Below are 23,008 nucleotides of genomic sequence, written 5' to 3'. Positions count from 1 at the left end.
AATAGGTATAATATAGGCTATTTGTTACTTCATCATTGATTAGGCGGAAGTTGTGCCGTGAAAGCACCCAAATTAGGCTTATTTGCATTTATCTTATCTATTAGCTTTATTATCCATAGTTTGCTATTTTTTATTGCAAGCAATCATTTATTGCAACAAAATCATGCTCAACAAGCACAATTATTGATGAAGCAACTTAGCCAAGAAAGTGCAACTTTATTGGAAAATGAAAATTTTGTCGCTCTTGCTTTATTGGCTGAACGTTATAGTGCTTCACCTGGAATTGCTTCTTTACAACTCTACGATGAACAAGAACAGCAAATTATTGTGGCTGGTTCAAATAAAACACAAACAAGCCAAACCATTACCCAAGATGTAAAACTTGATAATAAAATTGTCGGTCATATTGAATTATCACTCCGTGAAAATAGCAGTAGTGAAATTTTTCATGTGATTTGGTGGGCGATTTTACTTTCTTTTTTATTACATTTATTTGTATTTTTTATCTATATTCTCGTTATTCGTCCACGTCTAAGTGCGTATGTACAACATTTAATTGAGCAAGAACAAATTCAAGCAGAAATTTTACAACTCAAACAAGAGTTACAAACTGAACAAGAGCAAATTGCTCAATTAACCCAATTAATTGATGAGTATGAAGGCTATCAACCAACTGAACCAGAATATACTCAACATGACAATATCGTGATGAATATCAAATTTCATGACCCAAATCAGTTATTTCATAGCTTAAGTCCAATTTTATCACAAAAATATTTGCAAACCTGCCAAGTATTATTGCAACGTAGTGTATTATTAAGTTGTAAGCAATTTAATATCAGCCCAGAAAAAGTAAGTATGCTACAAAGTTTTAATGAACAGGGAGCAAGTATTGGCATTTCTTCACAAACTGAATTTGCAATTGATTGTTTAATGACCATTAATAGTTTAGCACATTCATTATTTGATACTTTACATCAAACTTATAAAGAGAATAAACGCTTTACTTTACCAATTTGTAGTGCAATTGCTGAGACATCAACACAATACGATGCTTTCACTACTGCAACACGTTTAACTCAGCACTTAAAAGCACAACAAAAAGCGATTTATCTCAAACATGAGCATTTAAAACCATTGACGCAATCTTATCAATTTACGAGCTTTGAAAATCCAAGTAATAGTTTAATGCGTCAATCTTATCTGATTACAGGTATGAATGCTCAATTAGCTAATTTAGTTGGTGAGTTAAGAGCTAATATTTTACATAATCCATCTTAACTTATCATTTAAAATATAAACAAAATAGAGGTCTTATATGCAACTAAATACCGTTGAAGAACTGATTGCCGATATACGTGCAGGCAAAATGGTCATTCTCATGGATGATGAAGACCGTGAAAATGAAGGCGATTTGGTGATGGCAGCCACACACGTTCGTCCTGAAGATATTAACTTTATGATTACCCATGCTCGTGGATTAGTCTGCTTACCAATTAGTAAAGAACGTGCAGAACAACTGAATTTACCTTTGATGGTCGAAAGTAATGGTGCTCAGCACGGTACAAATTTCACGCTATCGATTGAAGCGGCGGAAGGTGTTGCAACAGGCATTTCTGCCAAAGAACGGGCTCATACCATTCGTACAGCAGTTGCCGCTCATGCTAAACCATCTGACATCGTACAGCCTGGGCATATTTTCCCCTTGATTGCACAACCTGGTGGCGTATTACATCGAGCAGGACATACAGAAGCAAGCTGTGATTTAGCTCGTTTGGCGGGCTTAGAACCTGCGGCTGTCATTTGTGAAATCATCAAAGAAGACGGCGAAATGGCTCGCCGTCCAGATTTAGAGATTTTTGCTCAACAACACGGTTTAAAAATTGGTACAATTGCCGATTTAATTCATTATCGCATGACCAATGAACAAACCATTGAGCGTATTGATCAACAAAGCATTCATACAACTTATGGTGAATTTGAGTTGTATCGTTATCGTGAAATGGGCAGTCCTGATATTCATGTAGCATTGGTTAAAGGCAATCCTGCTGATGGTATTTCAACCGTGCGTGTACATGGTTTTAAACCTGCTCGAGATTTATTGAAAATTCAGCAGAATAATCAATCATCTTGGGACATCGACCGTGCATTACAATACATTGCCAATAGCGAACGTGGTGTATTTGTATGGATTGGACAAGAAATGCAAGATTTAGGACAGGCTTTAGGACAAGTACAACAGCCAACGCATGCTAAATCAAATAGTACATTATCTCGTCAATATCAAACCATTGGCGTGGGTGCTCAAATCTTGCGTGATGTTGGGGTACAACAAATGCGTTTATTGAGTTCTCCATTAAAATTCAATGCCTTGTCTGGGTTTAATTTAGAAGTGGTTGAATATATTTCAGCTTAATGTGTCATCAAAATATTAAAGGTAAAAACAATGTCTATCCAAAAAATTGAAGGTCAATTACACCTTGCTCAACAAGACCGTTATGCGATTGTTGTTGGTCGTTTTAATAGCTTTGTGGTTGAACATTTACTTGAAGGTGCGATTGACACCTTAAAACGTCATGGCGTAGCGGAAGAAAATATCACTGTTGCTTATGCACCGGGGGCATGGGAATTACCAGTTGTGGTGAAAAAATTTGCTCAAGCCAATAAACATGACGCAATTATTGCACTTGGTGCGGTGATTCGTGGTAGCACACCACACTTTGATTTTGTAGCTGGTGAATGTGCCAAAGGTTTAGGAGTTGTGGCATTAGAAAGCACGCTCCCTGTCATCAATGGTGTTTTAACAACTGACAGCATCGAACAAGCAATTGAACGTTCTGGCACAAAAGCAGGTAATAAAGGCTCTGAAGCTGCATTGACCGCCATTGAAATGGTTCAATTATTAAAACAAATTGGATAAAAGGCGATAGATATGGCTCAACAACGTACCCAACAAGCCATTTATTCAGCAAAACGCAAGGCTCGCCGTTTTGCGGTGCAAGGCATTTATGAATGGCAAATGAGTGGCAATCCTGCTCATGAAATCGAAGCTCGTACTCGTGCTGAAAATGCTATGCACAAAGTCGATTTAAATTATTATCATGAATTGCTCAGCGAAGTGATTCGCCAAGTAAGTGATTTAGATGCTCTGCTGTCCTCAGTCATTGACCGTGATTTAAGTACGCTTGATGCAGTAGAATTAGCAACTTTACGTCTTGGCACTTATGAATTGCGAGACCATATTGAAATTCCGTATCGTGTGGTCTTGGACGAAGCGATTGAATTAGCAAAACATTTTGGCGGTGCCGATAGCCATAAATATATCAACGGTGTGTTGGATAAAATGGCGAGTAAATTGCGTGCTGATGAAAAAGCGGTTAATCATACTTAAACTTAAAATACGCCATTTAATGATTTAGATGGCGTTTTTTAATATGGGAAGAATTATGTCAAATTATCGCCATCAATTTAATGAAATTCTTAAAGAATTTAAACAAAATCCTTATCAAAACAATCATCAAGCAATTGCAAAATTATATGATTTAAAACAAGAATTAGAAAATCAAACACAGCAAAATAATTTTGATAATGATATGGTGTTATTTTCCATTTATAATACATTGGGCTTTTTTGCCTCTGCTTATGAAATTTATCAAAAACATCATACAGCTGATACGCCAAAAGCAAAAGCACAACTTTATAAAATTGCCGAAAAAGCAAAATCGCACGGCAATCATTTTGCATTAAAAGACATTCGCCAAGAAAAATCCAAGATTAAAAAGCGTAAAACCAAAATCACATTAAGCCTTGATGATTTTGTATTAGATTTACAACAATCTAACGATGAATATGACTGGTTTATAATTGACAGAAACATTCCAATTTTTTGGAGAAATTTTAAATCCAAAAATGAAAAGATTGAAGTTGTTATTCATAAAAATTGTTTAGAGCAATATTTACCCAAAATTACAGACTTGGTCAATCATTTTGCTTATTTAGAGCCGAATATTTTAATGGATTATTATAACAATCCACCCCAAAATGGGCATTCTTACACCATAGAATGCACACAAATACAAGCTGATGAAAATTGGTTTAATTCCTTAGAAATTTATCGTTATCAAATTTCTACTTATGGTGATCATGATAATCCATCTTTTTCTGTTAATATTTCTGTGGGCGATATTTATGATATAGACCACATATTAAATTTAGAATTTAATGAAAAAGATTTATTTATTATCTCTTATAGTTAAAAATTTTGACGTAGTTATTCATAAAACTATCGTATTGACCGTCAGTCAAAAGCTGATAAAACTATCTAGCATTTTAACTGACGGCAATATGAGTTATAATCACGTATTGTATAAATTTAATCCATATTTCAAATAGCTATTCCTATCAAGTATAAATCGGCTCATCAACCTTTTTCATAATAAGGGCAAATTTTAAAACATCTTCCCCTAAGTCTTTAAAAGGATTAGAAATTTGGCAAACCCAACCAGAGCCTAACGCCCCATCAATCGGATTTCCTTTTTTATCCCACATCTCATTTAAAGTATAATTTACATTACCTTGTGGGGTCATAATTTCAATTTCATCGCCCACCATGATTTTATTTTTTACATCAAGCGTTAAACGTTCTGCGGTTACCGTTGCAACTTCAGCCACAAATTGTTGGTTATCTGTTTTTGACGTACCATATTCATAATTTTGATAATCGCTATGCACATGACGGCGTAAAAAACCTTCGGTATAACCACGATTTGCCAAGCCATCTAATGCACCAATCAATGATGTATCAAATGGTTTTCCTGCCACCGCATCATCAATCGCTTTACGATAGACTTGTGCTGTACGAGCCACATAATAATGCGACTTGGTACGCCCTTCAATTTTTAATGAATGTACGCCCATATTTACCAAATCAGGTACGAGTTCAACCGCACGCAAATCCTTAGAATTCATAATATAAGTGCCATGCTCATCTTCATACATCGCCATCAATTCACCTTTACGTCCCTGCTCTTCAATCAACACCACTTCATTTGATGGCTGTTCCACATAATCATCGCCCATAATCGCATCGCCATTTAAGTTAATGGTCTGAATTTGCTGACTCGGGTTAAAGGTTTGCACAGGTTGTTCTACAGGCACAATATCGCCCGTTTCATTTTCAGTAGCTTTGTAGGTATTGTAGCTCCAACGGCATGAATTAGTACAAGTTCCCTGATTGGCATCACGTTTATTGATATAACCCGATAATAAACAACGCCCAGAATACGCCATACACAACGCACCATGCACAAAAACTTCAATTTCCATATCTGGAACTTCGGCAATAATTTCACCAATTTCTTTCATCGACAATTCACGGCTTAAAATGACACGGCTAATGCCCATTTGTTTCCAAAATTTCACCGTTGCCCAATTTACCGCATTGGCTTGTACCGATAAATGAATGACTTGATCGGGAAATGCTTCACGCACCATCATAATCATACCCGCATCGGACATAATCAATGCATCTGGTTTCATGTCAATAATTGGACGTAAATCGTCAATAAAGGTTTTGAGTTTGGCATTATGTGCTTGAATATTCACCACAACATAAAATTGTTTACCCAACGCATGAGCATATTCGATGCCCTTTTTTAAATTTTCTTCATCAAAATCATTATTACGCACACGCAAACTATAACGTGCCTGCCCTGCATATACGGCATCTGCACCGTAAGCGAAAGCATATTGCATATTTTTAAATGTACCCGCTGGGCAAAGGAGTTCGGCTTTTTTCATCATTTGGTTCATAAATATTCGCTAAAAATAACTTGGCTAGTCAATATTATACAATTCTTAATGTGCTTTCGCATCAAAAAAGGTATTCGGCTTGAAATAAATATCGTTCCATTCAGATTGATAAATTTCAACCTGATAATTTTTGCCCTGCTCTAAATTTGGATTGTAGCCCTGTTTCCAATCTTGATGGACGAGAAAATAACCATCTTGAAAGCGAAATTGTTTGGCATTTTCACTGACAATTTTCCATTTTTGATAGCGTTCTTTTTGCTCAACCAATTCCATCACCACAGATTGTGGAGCGATATTTCGCTGTTCATTAATATAACGCTGTATGGATAATGCAAAATAGGTAACCATCGTTCCTGCAAATATCCCAACCGTAATACTACTGATTACAACCGCTTTATTTTTTTCATCTTGTTTACACACAAAATAACACACGATGGTTGTTAATATGATACCTATCAAAAACCAAGTGAACATATATTCACTTGATGTATGCCACGCTTGAATCATAAAATGGTCAAAACATAATGTAATCGGTATCAAAAATAAACTGACCATCAAAATATAAACAGGCATATAACCAACTGGTTTACTGCCATAACTATCAAATATTTTTTCTTCAACATCAATATATTGTCGGATATCTTCGATAAATTGCTCAGAATCTTTTAAATAATTTAACTCAATGCGTAATGATGTAAACTGTTTTGATGTAATCCATAAATGTTGAATATTTATCAATTTTGCATGGCGTGTTTCATTGACTAATGCAATCTCTTTAATATCATCATAAGCAATTTTAAGTTGTGGTGCAAAACATAAAAATTTGGAATAAATCCCCGTTTCCGTAACAATATAGGATAAACTTTGACGATAATACATGATAAAAAATGTAATTGCCAAAAGTGGCATAGCTATATTATTTAATTTACCATGCACCATAAAATGATAAATTTCATACACCACAAATATCGCAATTATCACTAATGTTAAATGACTGCTGTTTTTTGGGGGATACGTTTTTTCTTTTAAATTATTCATTTATCTAAAAATCTTCTTTGAAAAAAGAATTAAAATCAGACCATTGTTCAACTTTAAAAGCACGAATATCTCTAATTGATAGACTAAACCACGACAATTTTTTAAGAGATACCATTGCTTTGGTAATCAATGCCATATCTTCATTTTCAGTAATATACAAACTTCCCTGCACACGATTAAAGCCGAATTTCTTTAATGTTGCTTCAATATCAGCATACGCCTGCGTAACACCTTTGGGGTGATTTTTAGCAGTTTCTTTGACTGATAAATCAAAACCAATCGCATACATATTTATTCTGCCTCTGGGTCTAAAAGAATTTCATTGAGCGGATAATAATCTTTTTCCCCTGTTTCTAATTTATGAATTTCCACCCAAATTTTACCATCATCTCCTTGCTCTGATTTATCAGATACTAAATAAGGATGACCATATAAACCAAACGTTCTAATCGAACCAACAGGAACTATCATTTCTTGTTGTATCATTAATGCACTCATCACTCATACCTTTTTAAATATATCTTATTTTTATATTATAGATACTCAAGAAAGTCAAGAAAATATCTGAATATTAAAAACACTCCCTTTTAATTTTGCAAATCAACTCCATATAGATAAAAGTTTTACAGTTTAGAGAAAGAAAATGAACGATTATCGCCAACGATTTTTTATTGCAGATGCTCCTGTGCGTGGAGAGGTAGTGCATTTGCAAGATAGTCTCAACACCATTTTATCGCAACGAGATTATGCCCCTGCGGTTAAAATTTTATTGGGTGAAATGTTGGTTGCAACTGCATTATTAGCCAGTACACTTAAAATTCAAGGACGAATTAGCCTACAAATTCAAGCCAGTGGTGCATTTAAATGGGCAATGGCAGAATGTAACCATTTGGGTGAAGTGCGTGCTTTGGCGGATTATGAACCACAAAATGATTATCAGCAACTGAATCATCAAGTCGTGCTAAATAGTTTACAACAGCCAGTGTTATTTATTAATATTGAACCTGAATTTGGCGAACGGTATCAAGGTATTGTGCCGTTAGATCAGGCAACATTGGCAGAATGTTTAAAGCAATATTTTGATTTATCAGTACAAATTCCAACCGAAATTATTTTAGCGAGTGATGAACAACAAGCAGGTGGTTTATTATTGCAACTGTTGCCACGCCAAGAGCATGAAAAAGAATTTATTGATGAAGATTTATTCCCACGCTTAAAAATGTTGGCTCAGACCTTAAAAGCTGATGAATTGTTGAATTTAGAAGCCAATGAAATTTTATATCGTTTGTATCATGAAGAGCAAATTCGTTTGCCTGAGTTAGAAGAATTAAAATTTGGTTGTACCTGTTCGCATGAACGTTGTGAAAATGCTTTATTACAAATTGGTGTTGATGCGGTGAAAGATACCTTAATGCACCAAGACCCAATTGTGATGGATTGTCAATTTTGTCAAGCCCGTTATCAATTTGGAGCAAGTGAGGCATTAGCATTATTTGGTGAGAAATTAAGCATTCATTAAATCAAAATATCAGATGGCAAAATAGTTGTCATCTGATATTAAAATGGATTTGGTATTTTTATGATATAAATAGTTGATAAATAAATAAAAAGTAAAGTAAAAAGTAGGGTGCGTACCACGCACCATTTAATATATTATATTGACAATATTACTTTTAATCTAATTCATTTAAATCAGATATATCAATATTATTTCCCCAATTTTCATCATAAAAACCATTTTTAACGTAGCGATGAAAAGTAGAATATTGCCATTCTTTAACTTGTTGTACTAAACCATGTTTAATTGGATTATAATGGATATAATTTAGATGTTGTATTAAATCATTATTATCACGAATTAGATGTTCATAAAATCTTCTTTGAAAAATACCTTTTTCATTTCTTAATACTTTGGATAAACTTAAATCGTGTATATCCATTTGGTATTGTGGACATAATTTTGTAGTTTTTCGTTTGATTGCTCCCCAAAAACGACCGAAATTAACATCAGGGTTGTCAAATTCTATAATGCAATGTAAATGGTCTGGTAATTGTACCCAAGCGATAACTTGAAATGGACAAATTGTTCTCACTTCCTTAATTGCGTCACGAAAAGCATTTAAAAAATCAGGTTGACAAAATATCGCTCTGCGTTCAAAAGCAACTAATGTGAAAAAATACATTTTTCCTGAATAATAGCGTAAATAGTTTGACATGATATAATCTGATTTTGATGTTTATGTGAATGGTGCGTGGTACGCACCCTACGCTGTTATTTATTTTTCTAATGCCTGTATATTTGGACAGTCGATAAATTTTCTCTCATGCCTTAATAGCTCTCGTTGATTTTTATCTAAAACAATGAATACCATATTCACTTGGTCTTCACGTAATACTTTCACAAAAGCTTGACGTTCTTTATTCGTATATAGCCATTTTTTAGATAATATATCACAACTTTTTACATCCATACTTGCTTTCAAATCATCAAAAATATAAGAAGGAATTTGAAAATTATCATGTCTAATATAATTAACTTGATATATGAATTGTGGATAACGATTTTCAGCAGACATAATTACTTTAGCATCTCTATCATCATTTTGCTGATTAAACGTACTTATATCCATTTCTTTTAAAAATTCACGAATTTGGCTTTGTAAATAATAAGAATTAATCACAGGATAAATCACAAAACCTGCTATTATTAATGCAAATAAAATAACTAACTTTTTCATGAAAATAACCCATCAAATCATATCATACTGATTATCATATAATTTTTAGATATGATAATCAATACAAATATATAAAAAAATTAAGACGAACAACTCAACACCACTTCAGGCATGGATTTCGGTTGTGGAGCAATATCACTTGGTTTTTCTAAATCTGGTTTAATTTGATAAGGATTTTTTACCAATTCAAATAAACGTTCGACTTCACTAAAATCCAGTTGTTCCGCCTGTTCAATTGCTGTTTGCAGTTGATGTTTACGCAAAATATAATACGGATTCACCTGTTGCATGGTTTGATTTAAACTATTTATATCTTGATTTTCTCTAATATTATCATACTGTTGCTTAAAATTATCAAAAGCACGGGTATCTAAACATTGTTGGCGTAAATCATCAAAACGTTGTTGCTGTAGCAAAATAAAACTTTGACTATAATCGAGTTGTTCCTGTTTTAAAATATTCAAAAATGCTAAACCACAATCCCAGCTATCAACATGAAAATCAGGCAAGCCCATTTTTTGTGCTAAGCCTTGTTGATAGGTATCTAAAAAATAATCTTCAAAATTTTCTAAACAATCGAGTAATTGCTGTTGAAATTGTTTTTTGCTGATGCCTTGTGGGGCAAGTGGAATCAACGTATTGAGCCATGCCCATAAATTCCAATGTGCAATTGCAGGTTGATTTTGATAAACATATCGCCCTTGATGGTCAGAATGATGATGAATACGGGCTGGACGAAAACGTTCCATAAATTCAAAAGGTCCAAAATCTAAGGTTGAACCAGTAATATTCATATTGTCAGTGTTCATGACACCGTGTGCAAAGCCAACGAGTTGCCAATGAGCAATTAAAGAAGCTGTATTACGAATTACTTCTCGTACAAAAGCCAAAATGGGTATCTCTTCTTCTGTACAATGTGGATAATGCCATTCTATACATTTTTTGGTAAATTCTGCCAATAAATCAGGCTGATATTGGCGAATCCATTCAAAATGACCGAAACGAATATGACTATCTGCTGTGCGTAATAACATAGCACCACGTTCTAAACCATCACGCTGAATACGTTGATGAGATGTACAAAATCCAATCGCTTGGCTTGATGCAACACCTAATTCCGTCAGTACATGCCCTGCCAAATATTCTCTAATGGTTGAACGTAATACCGCTCGTCCATCACCCATACGAGAATAAGGTGTTTTACCTGCACCTTTGAGGTGTAAATCTATGATATTTCCTTGTTTATCATACAGTTGAGCTAACAATAAGCCACGTCCATCACCAAGTTGCCCTGCCCATTGTCCAAACTGATGTCCTGCATAAACCATTGCCAAACTTGGAAATTCAGCAAATGTTTGATGTCCGCTACAATAATCTAACCAAGCGGATTGTTCTTGCGTTGTCCATTGTAATTGTTCAGCTAATTTGATATTAAAATGTCCTGCAATCGGTTCGCCATCAAGTGGAATAGGTGTTTGGCAATGATAAAGCTGATGATTTAAAGTCGCATAACGTGAAATAATTTGCATAATGAAAAGTGTTGTTTATAAAAAATTACTTAATTATAGTACGTTTTCTGCTACTATAATCCAAATTTTTTGTATCGAATCATATCATGGAACTTATTAATTTTATTTTGCATATCGACCAATATTTAGCCGTTTTTTTAAATGATTATGGTTCTTGGTTATATGCGATTTTATTTGTGATTATTTTTGTAGAAACTGGATTAGTGGTCATGCCATTTTTACCAGGAGATAGTTTATTATTTGCTACAGGTGCATTAGCCGCTTTTACAGGTGCATTAGACCCTGTCTTACTCATTATTATTATGTTTATCGCTGCAGTTTTGGGTGATACGCTTAATTATCATATTGGTAAATATATTGGTCCAAAAGTTTTTGAACGTGATTATAAATGGATTAATCGCCAACATCTCATTAGCACACAGAAGTTTTTTGAAAAACACGGCGGTAAAACCATTATTTTAGCACGTTTCTTGCCATTTGCTCGTACGTTTGCTCCATTTGTGGCAGGTGCAGGCAGTATGAATTATAAATACTTTTTAATGTACAATGTGATTGGTGGTTTTTTATGGATTACATCTTTTACATTATTAGGTTATTTTTTTGGCAATCAACCAATTATTAAGCAAAATTTCACTTATGTAATGATGGGTATTATTATATTTAGTGTCTTACCTGTAGTAATTGGTTTTGTACGTGAAAAACTAAAAGCTAAAAATTGATTTAAAAATAACCACTTAAACTATAGAATAAAAAAATTATTTGACAATAAAAAAAATTATGTTATTATATAGCTCATGCGGGAATAGCTCAGTTGGTAGAGCATAACCTTGCCAAGGTTGGGGTCGCGAGTTCGAGTCTCGTTTCCCGCTCCAAATTCTTAAAAGCCTAGATTAAAATATCTAGGCTTTTTTACTATCAATAACTTTTTCTAAAAAATAAAAGACAATATCAGATATTGCCTTTTATTTACAGCTATGACAAATTACTCCACCGTAACACTCTTCGCCAAATTTCTTGGTTTATCGACATCAGTTCCTTTAGCTAAGGCAGCATGATATGAAAGTAATTGTACAGGCACGGTATGCACAATCGGCGATAATACGCCAATATGACGTGGTGTACGAATTAAATGTACATTATCATCTGCTTCAAATTGCGTATCTAAATCAGTAAAGACAAATAATTCTCCACCACGAGCAGACACTTCTTGCATATTGGCTTTGACTTTATCCAATAAACTGTCATTTGGTGCAATGACCACCACAGGCATATTTTCATCAACCAAAGCGAGTGGACCATGTTTTAATTCGCCTGCAGGATAACTTTCAGCGTGAATATAGGTAATTTCCTTTAATTTCAACGCACCTTCTAACGCAATTGGATAATGAATACCACGCCCTAAAAATAATGCACTTGGTTTATTGGCAAACTTAGTCGCCCAAGACGCAATTTGCGGTTCAAGATTTAAAGCGTGTTGTACATCGTTCGGTAAGTTGCGTAATTGGCTAGTATAATCAGCGATTTGTTGTTCATTGACAAAACCACGCAATTTACCTAAAGTAACCGCGAGTCCAAATAAAACAACCAGTTGTGTGGTAAAGGCTTTGGTACTTGCCACGCCAATTTCCGCCCCTGCACGGGTATAAAGTACCAATTCACTGTTGCGTGGTAGAGCAGATTCCATCACATTACAAATGGATAAGCTATGTTTATGTCCTAAACTTTGTGCATATTTTAACGCTTCCATCGTATCTAGCGTTTCGCCAGATTGTGAAATTGTAATAATGAGTTGTTTAGGATTGACAATCACATCACGATAACGATATTCGCTAGCAATTTCCACATCTGTTGGGATTTTGGCAATACTTTCTAGCCAATATTTTGCAGTTAAAGCCGAATAATACGAAGTTCCACACGCCAATATTTTAATACTGTCAATTTCTTTAAATACATTTTCAGCATTTTCACCAAAATTAATCGCTTCAAAACCACCATCTAAAAAGACTTCGGCAGTATCGGCTATCGCTTTTGGTTGTTCGTAAATTTCCTTTTGCATAAAGTGGTTATAGCCACCAAGTTCTAAACTTGCCAATGACAATTCAGAAGTTTTAACGATACGATTAACTTCACTGCCTGTTTTATCAATCAATTTGACAATGCCATTTGTATTTAATAAAGCAATATCTCCATCTTCTAAATAGCTAATTTTGCGAGTAAAAGCAATCACTGCGGATACATCAGACGCAATAAAAGTTTCATCATCGCCAAACGCCACAAGCAATGGGCAACCCATACGAGCAACCACCATCTCGGATGGATTGTCTTGGGCAATCACGGCAATGGCGTACGCTCCGTGAAAATTGCGACTTGCCTTTTGCACCGCGTCAAATAAATTTCCGCCATTATTTGTGTATTCGTGTTTGACACTGTGGGCGATGACTTCGGTGTCGGTTTGCGATTCAAATTCATAGCCAAGTTTTTGCAAACGAGCTTTTTCACTTTCAAAATTTTCAATAATGCCATTATGCACCACCGCAATGAGACCGCCCGAAATGTGTGGGTGAGCGTTTGGCTCGGTAACACCACCGTGCGTTGCCCAACGAGTATGCCCTATACCGAGAGAGCCTGTCAAACCTTTTTCTTTGGCTGCATCTTCCATGTTTTGTACACGCCCCACACGGCGAACACGAGCTATTTTTTCAGGGGTATGGACAGCAATGCCTGATGAATCGTAACCACGATATTCAAGACGTTTTAAGCCGTCCGTTAAAAAATCTACAATATTGGCATTTTTGCGAATGCCACCAACGATACCGCACATATTAAGTTCCTTAGTATCTAGTTAAAGTTTTGATAATATTAAAAATATTATCGTGAATACCTTACTCCAAATCGTTAAGTAAGGAATATAAAATATTGATGATGTAACATCATAATTCAGGTAATTTTAAATCACCCTGTTTAATCCAACCTTTAGCGTACATAAATTTAGCAAACAATAAGGTTAAAATTGCAGGCAATACAAAATGAAATAACCCAATTAATATCCATGTTCGTACGCTAACACCCATTGATTCCAGCGTACCAACCTGACCAACCAGACCAGATGTTCCCATGCCCGCTCCTACCGCAATGTTTGTCATGTCAAACATTACCGTTGCAAAAGGTGCTAAAATCGCCCCTGCCAAAGTAGGTGGCAACCAAATTTTTGGGTTCTTTAGGATATTAGGCATTTGTATCATGCTTGTACCAAGCCCTTGCGATATCACACCAGATATACCATTGTCCCGATAGCTCATTACCGCAAAACCCACCATTTGACATGCACAGCCGATAGTTGATGCTCCTGCCGACACCCCTGATAACCCTAAACTTACCGCAATCGCGACACTTGATATAGGAGATGTTAAAAGCAATCCCATCATGACCGCTACCGCCATACTCATTAAGATGGGAGATAATGCCATTGCCCAAGTAATAAATTCACCAAGTGATGTCATCATACTAACGATGATAGGCGATACTAAATGTGCAGTCGCCATACCAAACATCAAGGTCATTAGTGGTGTGATGATGATGTCTACAGGTGTGGTCTTATGAAAAAATTTACCACATTCAGCCCCAACAATCCCAGCAAATAATGCACCTACCACGCCGCCAAGTTCCATACCTGCCAAACCTGTGGCAACACTAGAAAATAGGACAAGCGGTGGAGCTTTTAATCCATATGCCACACCAACGCCAATTGCACCACCAACACTTGATTGAGCCTGTGTACCAATCATAATCAGTGCATCAAACCCTAGCCATGTACCTATATTTTTTAAAATTAACCCAATGATGAGCGAACCAAATAGTCCCATCGCCATACCATTGAGTGCATCGATACCATAGCGTTGCCAAGTAAAACTGATATTTTGACGTTTAAGATGTGTTAATAACCAGCTATTCACCATAATGATTATTTACTTGGTTTTTCAGGTCTCACCCACCCTTCAATCGTTACCTGTCGTCCACGAGCAATGGCTAATTTGCCTGCTTCACAATCTTTAGTAATGGCACTACCACCACCCACCGTTGCACGGTCGCCAATGGTAACAGGTGCTATCAATACCGCATTTGAGCCGATACGTACTTCATCGCCAATCACAGTTTTATATTTATTCACACCGTCATAATTTGCGGTAATCGTACCTGCACCAATATTAGTTTTTTTACCAATCGTTGCATCACCCAAATACGCCAAGTGGTTCGCCTTTGCTCCGCTTGCCATTTGCGTGTTTTTTAGCTCAACAAAGTTACCAATATGCACTTCATCAGCCGTTACTGCATTGGGGCGAAGGCGGGCAAAAGGTCCAATCTGATTATTTTCACCAACAATGGCATTTTCAAAAATGCTATACGGAGCGACCACCGTCCCACTGGCAATTTTGGTATTTTTGATAATACAACCCGCCCCAATTTTGACATTATCACCAATTTCACAATCACCCTCAAAAACCACATTGATGTCAATCTCGACATCTTTGCCCACTGTCAGCGTCCCACGCAAATCAAAACGGCTAGGGTCGATGATATGTACGCCAGCTTTCATCAGATTTTGTGCTTGGTGAGCCTGCCAAGTGCGTTCTAGGCTAGCAAGCTGTATGCGGTCATTGACCCCTTCGATTTCAAAGGCGTGCGTGGGCGACACGGTGTCAATCTTGATACCATCATCGACCGCCATTTTGACGATGTCGGTGAGATAGTACTCGCCTTGGGCGTTGTGATTGTTTAAGTTTTTAAGGTAGCGGTGTAAAATCTCATTGGCAACACAATACACACCGCTGTTGATTTCAGTAATTTGTTTTTGAGCGTCTGTGGCATCTTTTTCTTCGACGATGGCGATGACTTGACCGTCTTGACGGATAATACGCCCCAAACCAAAAGGATTATCCACGCTCATTGTCAGCATTGTAAAGGGGCTGTCGCTGTCTGCTAGTTTTTGCAAAGTATCCACGCCGATGAGTGGCACATCACCTGACAAAATCAAACTTTTGCCGTCCGTTGGCAATACAGGCAAAGTCATCATCACGGCGTGTCCTGTGCCAAGCTGTTCGGCTTGCTCTACCCAGTCAATTTGCTCATCTGCAAAGGCGTTTTTGACCTGCTCTCCACCAAAACCATAGATGACGATGTTTTTTTGACTGCCTAATTTTTTAGCTGTGGTTAAAACGTGCTGTAATAACGGTTCCCCTGCCAATGGTTGCAATACTTTTGGCTTGGTGGATTTCATTCGTGTGCCTTTACCCGCAGCCATAATAATGACGTTTAATGCTTGTTTATTCATGGGAATTCCCTATTTAAAATCAGAAATATCATTATTATATCATGAAATTTGGTGATAAAATTTGCATTTTCGTAATGCTAAATAAGTCTAATTCTCTATTTTTTAGAAAAGTGTTTATTAATCAAAATAATCAATAATATCATGATTATACAAAATACTATACCCGTGAAAAGCGGATAATTCGTAAATAAATACATCACTAATGTCATCAATAAACGAATCAATCCCACAAGAATTAAGGCAAAAAATTCAAAAATAAAACCAAATAATTCGCCAAAAAACTTACCAAAACCCATCAAAAATTGAATATTTATAATATTTTGTATCATACCAATCACTTAAATCCCTATATTAGACATCATGTTATAAAAAAATAATAGATGATAAGCAAGTAACAAAACATCGCCATTATCCCTGCAAGCACATCATCAATCAAAATACCAAATCCACCCGATACATTTTTATCCACCCATTTAATCGGAAAAGGCTTAATAATATCAAAAAAACGAAACAATATAAATGGTACAATTAAATAGGTAAAAATATCAATAAAATAATCACTTGTTGCATTATATATTTTAAAACCATGATAATTTTCTATTATTGTTCCAAAATCATAAAATTTATAATAAGAAATAGGCAATAACGCAATCCACATTCCCACCCATTCATCAAAGACGATATGTGGGTCATCGTGCACATTCATTAAATCCGAAGTTTTACCACAAATATAACTGCCAATCAAACAGCCAATCACCGTGATAATTAAAAATCCCCAAAATCCTAATAATAACATCGGTATGGCAATAACAAGTCCGCCCACCGTTCCCCAAGTGCCGGGGGCTTTTTTGGGTAAACCAGAACCTAAGCCAACCCCAAGCCAATAAACACACTTCTCCCAAAGTGTGGCGGAAGTTGGGCAAGGCGGGCAAGGATTAGATTTGCGAATGTCGGGTTTGTGGTTAGTCATAACAATTTTACTTATATTCCTATTAATAAATTAATCAAAATTTTGCATAATATAACGCAATCTTCCAATTACCTTTAAATTATTTAAATGCTCTCCAAAAACTTCAATATTTTGGTACTTTGGATTATCTGCAATTAAAATAATTTTATCTAATAAAATTTGAACTCGCCTAACAATTAGTCTTGAATTAATGCTAAAAAGATAGATTTTACCATCTTGTAATTTATTATCAGATAAATCGGCAAGCATAATACCTTTGCCATTTAGAGTTGGTTTCATTGTTTCGCCACTATAAGGAAAAAAGGCACAATTTTCAACTTGCACGCCCAATTCGTCAGCCAATTCTTTGCTAATAGGTAGAAATTCGGTTGGATTGTCTTTCTTCTTTTCAAAATCAGAATAGGTTTCACCAAAAATTAAATGCGATGGAATTTCATTCATTGTCTTTAACTCTCGAACGATTTAACAAAATTTCTTTTATAAAGTATATGATTTTGGATATTGGTTAAAGCGTCATTTTCGTCCCAAATTTGCAATTCCCAAGGGTAATAAAAATTACTAGAATTTTTAAAATAAATATGGATACCAACATAACCATCAACATCTCTTAAATACCAATTTTTAAGACCATATTTGTCTTTGTAATCGTCCAATTTTTCCAAAATAATGGCAATGTCATCGGACGGCAAAACAATTCTTGCTCCAAAAATATCATTTAAAATATTATTGGTTGGGTATTGATTTTGACGATTTAAATAACGCTCAATTTTATCTTGAATACTTTCAGAAGTTTTAACACGGTAATAAAAGTTAATGTCTTTGGTATCGGAAAATAATAAATAATCGTTAATGGACTCGTGTAAATTGAGCCGATAAGAAAAAATATGTTCGGTTGGAACATTTTTTAGACTACGGCTTAAATTAATTTTTTCTACTTTGCCTGTTTCAAAATAATCAGCCGAATATTTGGCGTGAATTAAGTTGATTTCACGGATTAGTCGTTCGGTTTTTTCTATGTTATCGCTCATTTAAATTACCCAATTTATATCCACACCATTTTTGCAATACTTTTTCAAAATCTTCAATCATCACATCAAAAGGATAATTAAGTTTTTTGTGATATTTTTGTGCAAAAGTTTTGATGGCAATTAAAAAATATTCTGCTAATTTGGCTTTTTGTTCATTTTGGCTTAAATCGCTAAATTCTTTTTCTAAATAAATCTCAATATCTGCACGCCCCGTATTTTTCATAAAATTGCTATATTTAAACCGAGTGACTGCATTATAACCATTTTGACGAATTTCATCATCACTATATTTTGATTTGAGTAATTTTTCTTCGTGTTCACGATTATCAATGCGATCATAAATCGCATAATGGCACGGATATAAAATCAGTCCATTTTTTTCTCTTGATGGATAGCCTAAATTTAATCTAAACGAGATATAATGAATAATTTTATTATAATTCTCTGGTAACATATCTTGATGAATAAGACATTGTAAACTTTTTAATTCATCTTCTAAAAAATCAGAATTTGGGTATGAATTTTCAAAATAAGGGTGAATAAAAATAGGAGCTTTTTCAAACCAATTTCTTTGTGTTAATAATTTAATATCTTGAATATTTTCAACGGTTGGATATTCCCATAATATTGTTTCTTGTGTGGTATTCTGATTAGAACTTTGATGATAAAAAGTTCTCCCTTGCTCCATTGTTAGCCCTAATTTTCGTTTTGACCATATTGCTTCAACAAAATGGCGATTGCCAAATTTATCCTTAAAATAGGTTATTGGGCTACCATTGAAAAATTGCCCTTTAATGGCTTGTAATGGCTCTTTTTCGCCCCAGCCAATCATCGCCAAGCATTCACACAAACGCACTGCTTTGTTCCAATCACTGGCATTTTTATAATCGGCATAACTCAAAAATTCGTTAAATAAATTTTCTCGTAACTTATCTTGATTAGCAAAATCGATTAAATAACTTTCTAAATCAGATAATTCATCAATTTGATAAATTTTTTCAATCATCAAAAATGCTCCCAACCCTTAATCTCAAAATCCACTGGTTGATTGTTAAAAAATAATTCCAACCCTTGTTTCTCTACAATTTCGCCAATCTGATAAATTAAATTAGGATAAAGCTGATTAAATTTATCAAAGTTATCTTTACTCATTGTAAAGCATAATTGATAATCATCGCCCCCATTTAAAATATGTTGATATTTTTTATCAAAGGGCAAAGCATTTAATTCATCAGCACAAGGGATATTGTCTAAATACAATTTTGCCCCAACGCCACTTGCATTTAAAATATGCCCCAAATCTTGCCCCAAGCCGTCTGATATGTCAATCATACTATGGGCATAACCGATTAACTTTTGTCCCAATTCTATTTGTGGGGTGGGATATTGTAAGGCGGTTTTTAATTCATCATTTAAATCATCTAGGGCATTAGCATATTTACAATACCCATTCTCGCCCAAAATATAAGACAATACCAAACTTGCCGAGCCGATATGACCACTGACACAAATCACATCACCAATTTTAGCGTTATTTCTTTTTATGCTTTTGCCTTTTTGAATAAAGCCAAGTGCGGTGATAGAAATGGTTAAAATATCGGATTTTGTGGTATCGCCACCAATCAGCTCGACATTAAACTTTTTGCAAATATCAGCTATGCCACGACTAAATGCTTTGAGCCAGTCATTATCATTACTCGGCAATGATAATCCTAATAAAATCGCATAAGGTGTTGCCCCCATACTCGCCAAATCCGATAAATTCACCGCCACCGATTTATAGCCAATGGCATAAGGCGAAGTTTCAAAAACAAAATGTCGTCCTGCAACCAGCGTATCCACACAGCTGACGAGTTCACAATCAGACGGAATAGTACTTATTGCACAGTCATCGCCAATCCCTAAAATGGTATTAGAATGCTTGGCGGTGGCGGTTTTAAAGTGGGTGTGGATTAGGGAAAATTCGGACATCATCACTCCAATCATGATTCATTTTCATCAATTTGACCACTCTTTATCATCAAAATTAGCCAAATCTTGGTTTAAATATTTAGGTTTAATAATACCTTGCAAAGCTTTTTTATCAATATTTAAGATAAAAAATCCCATCGCATACGCCCCTAATTGATAAGGGTCATAACTAAATGTCATACCCTTAGGCGTAAAATAAAAATTATCCTCTAAATAAAATGGCCATGTTTGTTGATAATCCACAAATTCTTGTTCACTCAATACTAAACCATTCTCTTCATCATAGTTTTTTACATTTGCTTTAAATGCTTGAAAAACAAGCTGTTCTAATTCTCGTTTTTTGCTAGCATTGATTATAATATCATCTATTTTTAGTTGTTTTTTCTTTTTTAAATCAAAAACATAAAACGTTTTTGATGGCATACCATGTGCACCACCTTGATATTCAAAAAATTCATTCGCTATCTGCATAATTTGTGTATTATGACTAATTAAACTCGGCTCATAAAATAATTGATAACGATTGGGATTCACATCAGCTTGTTGTAATTCTTCATAAACCCAATCAGCTGTTTCATCAAAAGCCTGTCGTAATTCTTGCTGTTTTTTTGGATTTGCATAATCGCCATTCACAATCTCATCAATCCATGCAAAATCCGTTTTCAGCAATTTAACATCGACAACCATACAATATGGGTCATTTTCCTTTATTTCCTGATTTTGATGAACTTTTTTACACGCTTGCCCAACTTTTTGCGGAATTTGATAATCAAAAGCATAGGTTTTAAAATGAATCGGTTGAGCCATAGCAGTAGTTATTAATACCAAACTACCTAATAAAAGTGTAATTTGCTTTTTCATCTATATTCTCCCATATGATAAAAATAGGATTTATCGTTTTGAATTATACCTAAACTTAGTCTGAAATCAATGTAACTTAATGATAAAAATAAAGCCAAATGAATTTAAATACCACATTTTGTATAAAAAAAAATCATATGAATATTTTTTTATAAATTATGCTTGACCTTGTATCATAATTCTTATATCATACGCACCACGCAGAGATGTTAAAGAAAATTTAATAATCTGTTCCAAAAGTCCCTATCGTCTAGAGGCCTAGGACATCGCCCTTTCACGGCGGTAACCGGGGTTCGAATCCCCGTAGGGACGCCAAATTTTAGTAAAACTAAATTTAGGTTTTCAATCACCGATCCTCCTCGGTGATTTTTTTTATTTAAATTTTATAAAATTATCACTTCTCTCTAGGTTTTTACCCATAATTCTTATACAATAAGCCTTTTTTATTGAGTTAGAAAAAGTTATGTTTCGTTGTCCTAAATGTCAAAGTAATAAAATTATGCCACTTGCAGGTACATCACCTGATAGCCCACGTCCAAATGTACCTAAAAGTCTTATGATGCTATTACCGAGTATTTTTATTTTACTCTGTTTAGGTGTTTATAGTATTCTAGTTACCATTTTTGGTAAAGGTATTGGTACAACTGTACAAGGTCTAATTTTAGCAGCTTTTGTGCTCACTGCTGTTTCAGCTGTGATGTTTGTGCGTGATTTACCTGATTTTAAATTATCATTACAAGCCTTTTTACAAAATCAAAAACGCTGGAAATGCCGTGATTGTGGCGAAGAATGGGAAAATCAATAATTCCTGCTCTCAATCATTTTAAATATGCTATGTAGAATATTGACATAGCATTTTTTAATACTTCTACCTATCATTTTACTTACTGTTACATTCAAATACATTTTAGCTACTTATTTTACCTTATAATTCTATTTATAATCATATTTCACATTTGTTATGGAAATAGGTGTACGATGTTAAAACGTCCTTTATTAGTAGCTAGTATCGCAATGACTGTGATGGTTGTACCATTTTCTGCTCAAGCAAAAAAAGTACAAACTCCTAAGGTTCAAGCCCCTCAAGCTCAAGAAGTCATTGAATGTAAAGTCATTACTGAAACTGAGGTAGCTGCATTATTTGACCGTTGGAATGCTTCTTTAGCTACAGGCAATCCAAAAAAAGTTGTTGCTAACTATGCAACTGACTCAATTTTATTACCGACTGTTTCAAACAAACCACGTTTTAGCCCTGCTGAAAAAGAAGATTATTTCCACCACTTCTTAGAAAAGAAACCACAGGGTAAAATTGACGAACGTTTTATACAAATCGGCTGTAATACTGCTTTAGATGCTGGTTTATATACATTTAGCTTTAATGATGGTAGTAAAGTAAGTGGTCGTTATAGCTATACATACCGTTGGAATGGTGCTGAATGGTTAATTACACATCATCACTCTTCAGCAATGCCAGAGAAGAAAGAAGCTACCACTCATCACTAAGCAACTATTTCTTAGTTGAAACAATATGCTAAAAAGATTTTCTTTTTAGCATATTTTTGTTTTTAATAGACAAAATAAAAACTCTCTTAAGTAATTTAAGAGAGTTTTTACCATCTTTAGGAGTTAGATGAAATATGGTGGCGTGAGGCAGGATCGAACTGCCGACACACGGATTTTCAATCCGTTGCTCTACCGACTGAGCTATCGCGCCATATGTGGTGTATTAAACA

The 23,008-nt window shown here is 34.9% G+C and carries 25 protein-coding genes and 3 tRNA genes; 11 read left to right on the top strand and 17 right to left on the bottom strand.

Annotated elements, in window-relative coordinates; all coding sequences use genetic code 11:
- Positions 1-57: 57 nt before the first annotated feature.
- From LU301_RS01015 to LU301_RS00995, 5 genes are read left to right on the top strand one after another with little or no spacing between them, the layout of a single operon-like run.
- Positions 58-1,281, top strand: a complete 1,224-nt coding sequence (locus tag LU301_RS01015) for a hypothetical protein (protein WP_305271701.1) — start codon at positions 58-60, stop codon at positions 1,279-1,281.
- A 37-nt stretch (positions 1,282-1,318) separates the two neighbouring features.
- Positions 1,319-2,416: a bifunctional 3,4-dihydroxy-2-butanone-4-phosphate synthase/GTP cyclohydrolase II gene (ribBA, locus tag LU301_RS01010; protein ID WP_305271699.1), complete on the top strand. Its 1,098-nt coding sequence runs from the start codon at positions 1,319-1,321 to the stop codon at positions 2,414-2,416.
- A gap of 30 nt (positions 2,417-2,446) precedes the next feature.
- Positions 2,447-2,920: a 6,7-dimethyl-8-ribityllumazine synthase gene (gene ribH, locus LU301_RS01005; RefSeq protein WP_305271696.1), complete on the top strand. Its 474-nt coding sequence runs from the start codon at positions 2,447-2,449 to the stop codon at positions 2,918-2,920.
- 12 nt (positions 2,921-2,932) lie between these two features.
- A complete protein-coding gene (gene nusB / locus LU301_RS01000; RefSeq protein ID WP_305271694.1) occupies positions 2,933-3,391 on the top strand; it encodes a transcription antitermination factor NusB in 459 nt (152 codons plus the stop codon).
- Positions 3,392-3,446: 55 nt separating this feature from the next.
- Entirely contained in the window at positions 3,447-4,256 is an 810-nt protein-coding gene (locus LU301_RS00995) for a hypothetical protein (protein ID WP_305271692.1), read from the top strand.
- A gap of 145 nt (positions 4,257-4,401) precedes the next feature.
- Here the strand turns inward: LU301_RS00995 and trhP are convergent, their stop codons facing one another.
- From trhP to LU301_RS00975, 4 genes are read right to left on the bottom strand one after another with little or no spacing between them, the layout of a single operon-like run.
- Positions 4,402-5,802, bottom strand: a complete 1,401-nt coding sequence (gene trhP, locus LU301_RS00990; RefSeq protein ID WP_432525796.1) for a prephenate-dependent tRNA uridine(34) hydroxylase TrhP — start codon at positions 5,800-5,802, stop codon at positions 4,402-4,404.
- A 54-nt stretch (positions 5,803-5,856) separates the two neighbouring features.
- A complete protein-coding gene (locus tag LU301_RS00985; RefSeq protein ID WP_305271688.1) occupies positions 5,857-6,849 on the bottom strand; it encodes a hypothetical protein in 993 nt (330 codons plus the stop codon).
- Between the two features lie 4 nt (positions 6,850-6,853).
- On the bottom strand, positions 6,854-7,138 hold the full coding sequence (locus LU301_RS00980; protein WP_305271686.1) for a virulence factor: 285 nt from the start codon (positions 7,136-7,138) through the stop codon (positions 6,854-6,856).
- A gap of 2 nt (positions 7,139-7,140) precedes the next feature.
- Positions 7,141-7,347: a DUF5397 family protein gene (locus tag LU301_RS00975; protein WP_305271684.1), complete on the bottom strand. Its 207-nt coding sequence runs from the start codon at positions 7,345-7,347 to the stop codon at positions 7,141-7,143.
- 145 nt (positions 7,348-7,492) lie between these two features.
- On the opposite strand from LU301_RS00975, the gene hslO reads away from it, so the two are divergent.
- Positions 7,493-8,368: an Hsp33 family molecular chaperone HslO gene (gene hslO, locus LU301_RS00970; RefSeq protein ID WP_305271682.1), complete on the top strand. Its 876-nt coding sequence runs from the start codon at positions 7,493-7,495 to the stop codon at positions 8,366-8,368.
- Between the two features lie 154 nt (positions 8,369-8,522).
- Here hslO and LU301_RS00965 read toward each other — a convergent pair whose 3' ends face one another.
- The 3 genes from LU301_RS00965 to LU301_RS00955 all read right to left on the bottom strand — a co-directional run bounded on the left by LU301_RS00965 (position 8,523) and on the right by LU301_RS00955 (position 11,116).
- Positions 8,523-9,065 carry an REP-associated tyrosine transposase gene (locus tag LU301_RS00965; RefSeq protein ID WP_305271680.1) on the bottom strand — a complete coding sequence of 181 codons (543 nt, stop codon included), beginning with the start codon at positions 9,063-9,065 and terminating at the stop codon, positions 8,523-8,525.
- A gap of 60 nt (positions 9,066-9,125) precedes the next feature.
- A complete protein-coding gene (locus LU301_RS00960) occupies positions 9,126-9,587 on the bottom strand; it encodes a hypothetical protein (RefSeq protein ID WP_305271678.1) in 462 nt (153 codons plus the stop codon).
- 80 nt (positions 9,588-9,667) lie between these two features.
- Positions 9,668-11,116, bottom strand: a complete 1,449-nt coding sequence (locus LU301_RS00955) for a protein adenylyltransferase SelO (RefSeq protein ID WP_305271676.1) — start codon at positions 11,114-11,116, stop codon at positions 9,668-9,670.
- A gap of 86 nt (positions 11,117-11,202) precedes the next feature.
- Here LU301_RS00955 and LU301_RS00950 point away from each other — a divergent pair, with 86 nt between their 5' ends.
- Together LU301_RS00950 and LU301_RS00945 are read left to right on the top strand one after the other, a co-directional pair.
- Entirely contained in the window at positions 11,203-11,835 is a 633-nt protein-coding gene (locus LU301_RS00950; RefSeq protein ID WP_305271674.1) for a DedA family protein, read from the top strand.
- A 77-nt stretch (positions 11,836-11,912) separates the two neighbouring features.
- A tRNA-Gly gene (locus LU301_RS00945) sits at positions 11,913-11,988 on the top strand.
- A 110-nt stretch (positions 11,989-12,098) separates the two neighbouring features.
- On the opposite strand, the gene glmS is transcribed toward LU301_RS00945, so the two are convergent.
- The 9 genes from glmS to LU301_RS00900 all read right to left on the bottom strand — a co-directional run bounded on the left by glmS (position 12,099) and on the right by LU301_RS00900 (position 21,275).
- Positions 12,099-13,937 (bottom strand): glutamine--fructose-6-phosphate transaminase (isomerizing), encoded by a 1,839-nt coding sequence (gene glmS, locus LU301_RS00940; protein WP_305271672.1) that lies wholly within the window; start codon positions 13,935-13,937, stop codon positions 12,099-12,101.
- A 109-nt stretch (positions 13,938-14,046) separates the two neighbouring features.
- Positions 14,047-15,072, bottom strand: a complete 1,026-nt coding sequence (locus LU301_RS00935) for a PTS sugar transporter subunit IIC (RefSeq protein ID WP_305271670.1) — start codon at positions 15,070-15,072, stop codon at positions 14,047-14,049.
- Positions 15,073-15,077: 5 nt separating this feature from the next.
- Positions 15,078-16,445, bottom strand: a complete 1,368-nt coding sequence (glmU, locus tag LU301_RS00930) for a bifunctional UDP-N-acetylglucosamine diphosphorylase/glucosamine-1-phosphate N-acetyltransferase GlmU (RefSeq protein WP_305271668.1) — start codon at positions 16,443-16,445, stop codon at positions 15,078-15,080.
- Positions 16,446-16,803: 358 nt separating this feature from the next.
- Entirely contained in the window at positions 16,804-17,415 is a 612-nt protein-coding gene (locus LU301_RS00925) for a phosphatidylglycerophosphatase A family protein (protein ID WP_305271666.1), read from the bottom strand.
- Between the two features lie 30 nt (positions 17,416-17,445).
- Entirely contained in the window at positions 17,446-17,856 is a 411-nt protein-coding gene (locus tag LU301_RS00920) for a S24 family peptidase (RefSeq protein ID WP_305271664.1), read from the bottom strand.
- Positions 17,857-17,861: 5 nt separating this feature from the next.
- Positions 17,862-18,443 (bottom strand): nucleotidyltransferase family protein, encoded by a 582-nt coding sequence (locus tag LU301_RS00915; protein WP_305271662.1) that lies wholly within the window; start codon positions 18,441-18,443, stop codon positions 17,862-17,864.
- Positions 18,433-19,449 (bottom strand): hypothetical protein, encoded by a 1,017-nt coding sequence (locus tag LU301_RS00910; protein WP_305271660.1) that lies wholly within the window; start codon positions 19,447-19,449, stop codon positions 18,433-18,435. Before LU301_RS00910 ends, LU301_RS00915 begins: the two co-directional genes overlap by 11 nt.
- Positions 19,449-20,414 (bottom strand): thiamine-phosphate kinase, encoded by a 966-nt coding sequence (thiL, locus tag LU301_RS00905; RefSeq protein ID WP_305271657.1) that lies wholly within the window; start codon positions 20,412-20,414, stop codon positions 19,449-19,451. Before thiL ends, LU301_RS00910 begins: the two co-directional genes overlap by 1 nt.
- A 27-nt stretch (positions 20,415-20,441) precedes the next feature.
- Complete coding sequence (locus LU301_RS00900) at positions 20,442-21,275, bottom strand: RsiV family protein (RefSeq protein WP_305271654.1); 834 nt, start codon at positions 21,273-21,275, stop codon at positions 20,442-20,444.
- Positions 21,276-21,514: 239 nt separating this feature from the next.
- On the opposite strand from LU301_RS00900, the gene LU301_RS00895 reads away from it, so the two are divergent.
- From LU301_RS00895 to LU301_RS00885, 3 genes are all read left to right on the top strand, one after another.
- Positions 21,515-21,590 (top strand) — tRNA-Glu (locus LU301_RS00895).
- A gap of 148 nt (positions 21,591-21,738) precedes the next feature.
- The gene (locus LU301_RS00890) at positions 21,739-22,080 is read left to right on the top strand and encodes a hypothetical protein (RefSeq protein WP_305271651.1); all 342 of its coding nucleotides are present in this window, start codon (positions 21,739-21,741) and stop codon (positions 22,078-22,080) included.
- Positions 22,081-22,253: 173 nt separating this feature from the next.
- Positions 22,254-22,778: an SgcJ/EcaC family oxidoreductase gene (locus LU301_RS00885; RefSeq protein WP_305271649.1), complete on the top strand. Its 525-nt coding sequence runs from the start codon at positions 22,254-22,256 to the stop codon at positions 22,776-22,778.
- Positions 22,779-22,913: 135 nt separating this feature from the next.
- Here LU301_RS00885 and LU301_RS00880 read toward each other — a convergent pair.
- A tRNA-Phe gene (locus LU301_RS00880) sits at positions 22,914-22,989 on the bottom strand.
- Positions 22,990-23,008: the final 19 nt, after the last annotated feature.

Origin of the sequence: Moraxella sp. ZY210820, from assembly GCF_030674635.1 — a bacterium.
In the GTDB taxonomy this organism is placed as follows: Bacteria; Pseudomonadota; Gammaproteobacteria; order Pseudomonadales; family Moraxellaceae; genus Acinetobacter.
The sequence above is the reverse complement of the archived record's forward strand: the minus strand, read 5'-3'. Positions and strand labels throughout refer to the sequence as shown.

Bases quoted from the DNA above. Each gene is read 5' to 3' on its own strand.
- ribBA (WP_305271699.1), top strand. From the start codon at position 1,319: ATGCAACTAAATACCGTTGAAGAACTGATTGCCGATATACGTGCAGGC.
- ribH (WP_305271696.1), top strand. From the start codon at position 2,447: ATGTCTATCCAAAAAATTGAAGGTCAATTACACCTTGCTCAACAAGAC.
- nusB (WP_305271694.1), top strand. From the start codon at position 2,933: ATGGCTCAACAACGTACCCAACAAGCCATTTATTCAGCAAAACGCAAG.
- LU301_RS00995 (WP_305271692.1), top strand. From the start codon at position 3,447: ATGTCAAATTATCGCCATCAATTTAATGAAATTCTTAAAGAATTTAAA.
- trhP (WP_432525796.1), bottom strand. From the start codon at position 5,802: ATGATGAAAAAAGCCGAACTCCTTTGCCCAGCGGGTACATTTAAAAAT.
- LU301_RS00985 (WP_305271688.1), bottom strand. From the start codon at position 6,849: ATGAATAATTTAAAAGAAAAAACGTATCCCCCAAAAAACAGCAGTCAT.
- LU301_RS00980 (WP_305271686.1), bottom strand. From the start codon at position 7,138: ATGTATGCGATTGGTTTTGATTTATCAGTCAAAGAAACTGCTAAAAAT.
- LU301_RS00975 (WP_305271684.1), bottom strand. From the start codon at position 7,347: ATGAGTGCATTAATGATACAACAAGAAATGATAGTTCCTGTTGGTTCG.
- hslO (WP_305271682.1), top strand. From the start codon at position 7,493: ATGAACGATTATCGCCAACGATTTTTTATTGCAGATGCTCCTGTGCGT.
- LU301_RS00965 (WP_305271680.1), bottom strand. From the start codon at position 9,065: ATGTCAAACTATTTACGCTATTATTCAGGAAAAATGTATTTTTTCACA.
- LU301_RS00960 (WP_305271678.1), bottom strand. From the start codon at position 9,587: ATGAAAAAGTTAGTTATTTTATTTGCATTAATAATAGCAGGTTTTGTG.
- LU301_RS00955 (WP_305271676.1), bottom strand. From the start codon at position 11,116: ATGCAAATTATTTCACGTTATGCGACTTTAAATCATCAGCTTTATCAT.
- LU301_RS00950 (WP_305271674.1), top strand. From the start codon at position 11,203: ATGGAACTTATTAATTTTATTTTGCATATCGACCAATATTTAGCCGTT.
- glmS (WP_305271672.1), bottom strand. From the start codon at position 13,937: ATGTGCGGTATCGTTGGTGGCATTCGCAAAAATGCCAATATTGTAGAT.
- LU301_RS00935 (WP_305271670.1), bottom strand. From the start codon at position 15,072: ATGGTGAATAGCTGGTTATTAACACATCTTAAACGTCAAAATATCAGT.
- glmU (WP_305271668.1), bottom strand. From the start codon at position 16,445: ATGAATAAACAAGCATTAAACGTCATTATTATGGCTGCGGGTAAAGGC.
- LU301_RS00925 (WP_305271666.1), bottom strand. From the start codon at position 17,415: ATGACTAACCACAAACCCGACATTCGCAAATCTAATCCTTGCCCGCCT.
- LU301_RS00920 (WP_305271664.1), bottom strand. From the start codon at position 17,856: ATGAATGAAATTCCATCGCATTTAATTTTTGGTGAAACCTATTCTGAT.
- LU301_RS00915 (WP_305271662.1), bottom strand. From the start codon at position 18,443: ATGAGCGATAACATAGAAAAAACCGAACGACTAATCCGTGAAATCAAC.
- LU301_RS00910 (WP_305271660.1), bottom strand. From the start codon at position 19,449: ATGATTGAAAAAATTTATCAAATTGATGAATTATCTGATTTAGAAAGT.
- thiL (WP_305271657.1), bottom strand. From the start codon at position 20,414: ATGTCCGAATTTTCCCTAATCCACACCCACTTTAAAACCGCCACCGCC.
- LU301_RS00900 (WP_305271654.1), bottom strand. From the start codon at position 21,275: ATGAAAAAGCAAATTACACTTTTATTAGGTAGTTTGGTATTAATAACT.
- LU301_RS00890 (WP_305271651.1), top strand. From the start codon at position 21,739: ATGTTTCGTTGTCCTAAATGTCAAAGTAATAAAATTATGCCACTTGCA.
- LU301_RS00885 (WP_305271649.1), top strand. From the start codon at position 22,254: ATGTTAAAACGTCCTTTATTAGTAGCTAGTATCGCAATGACTGTGATG.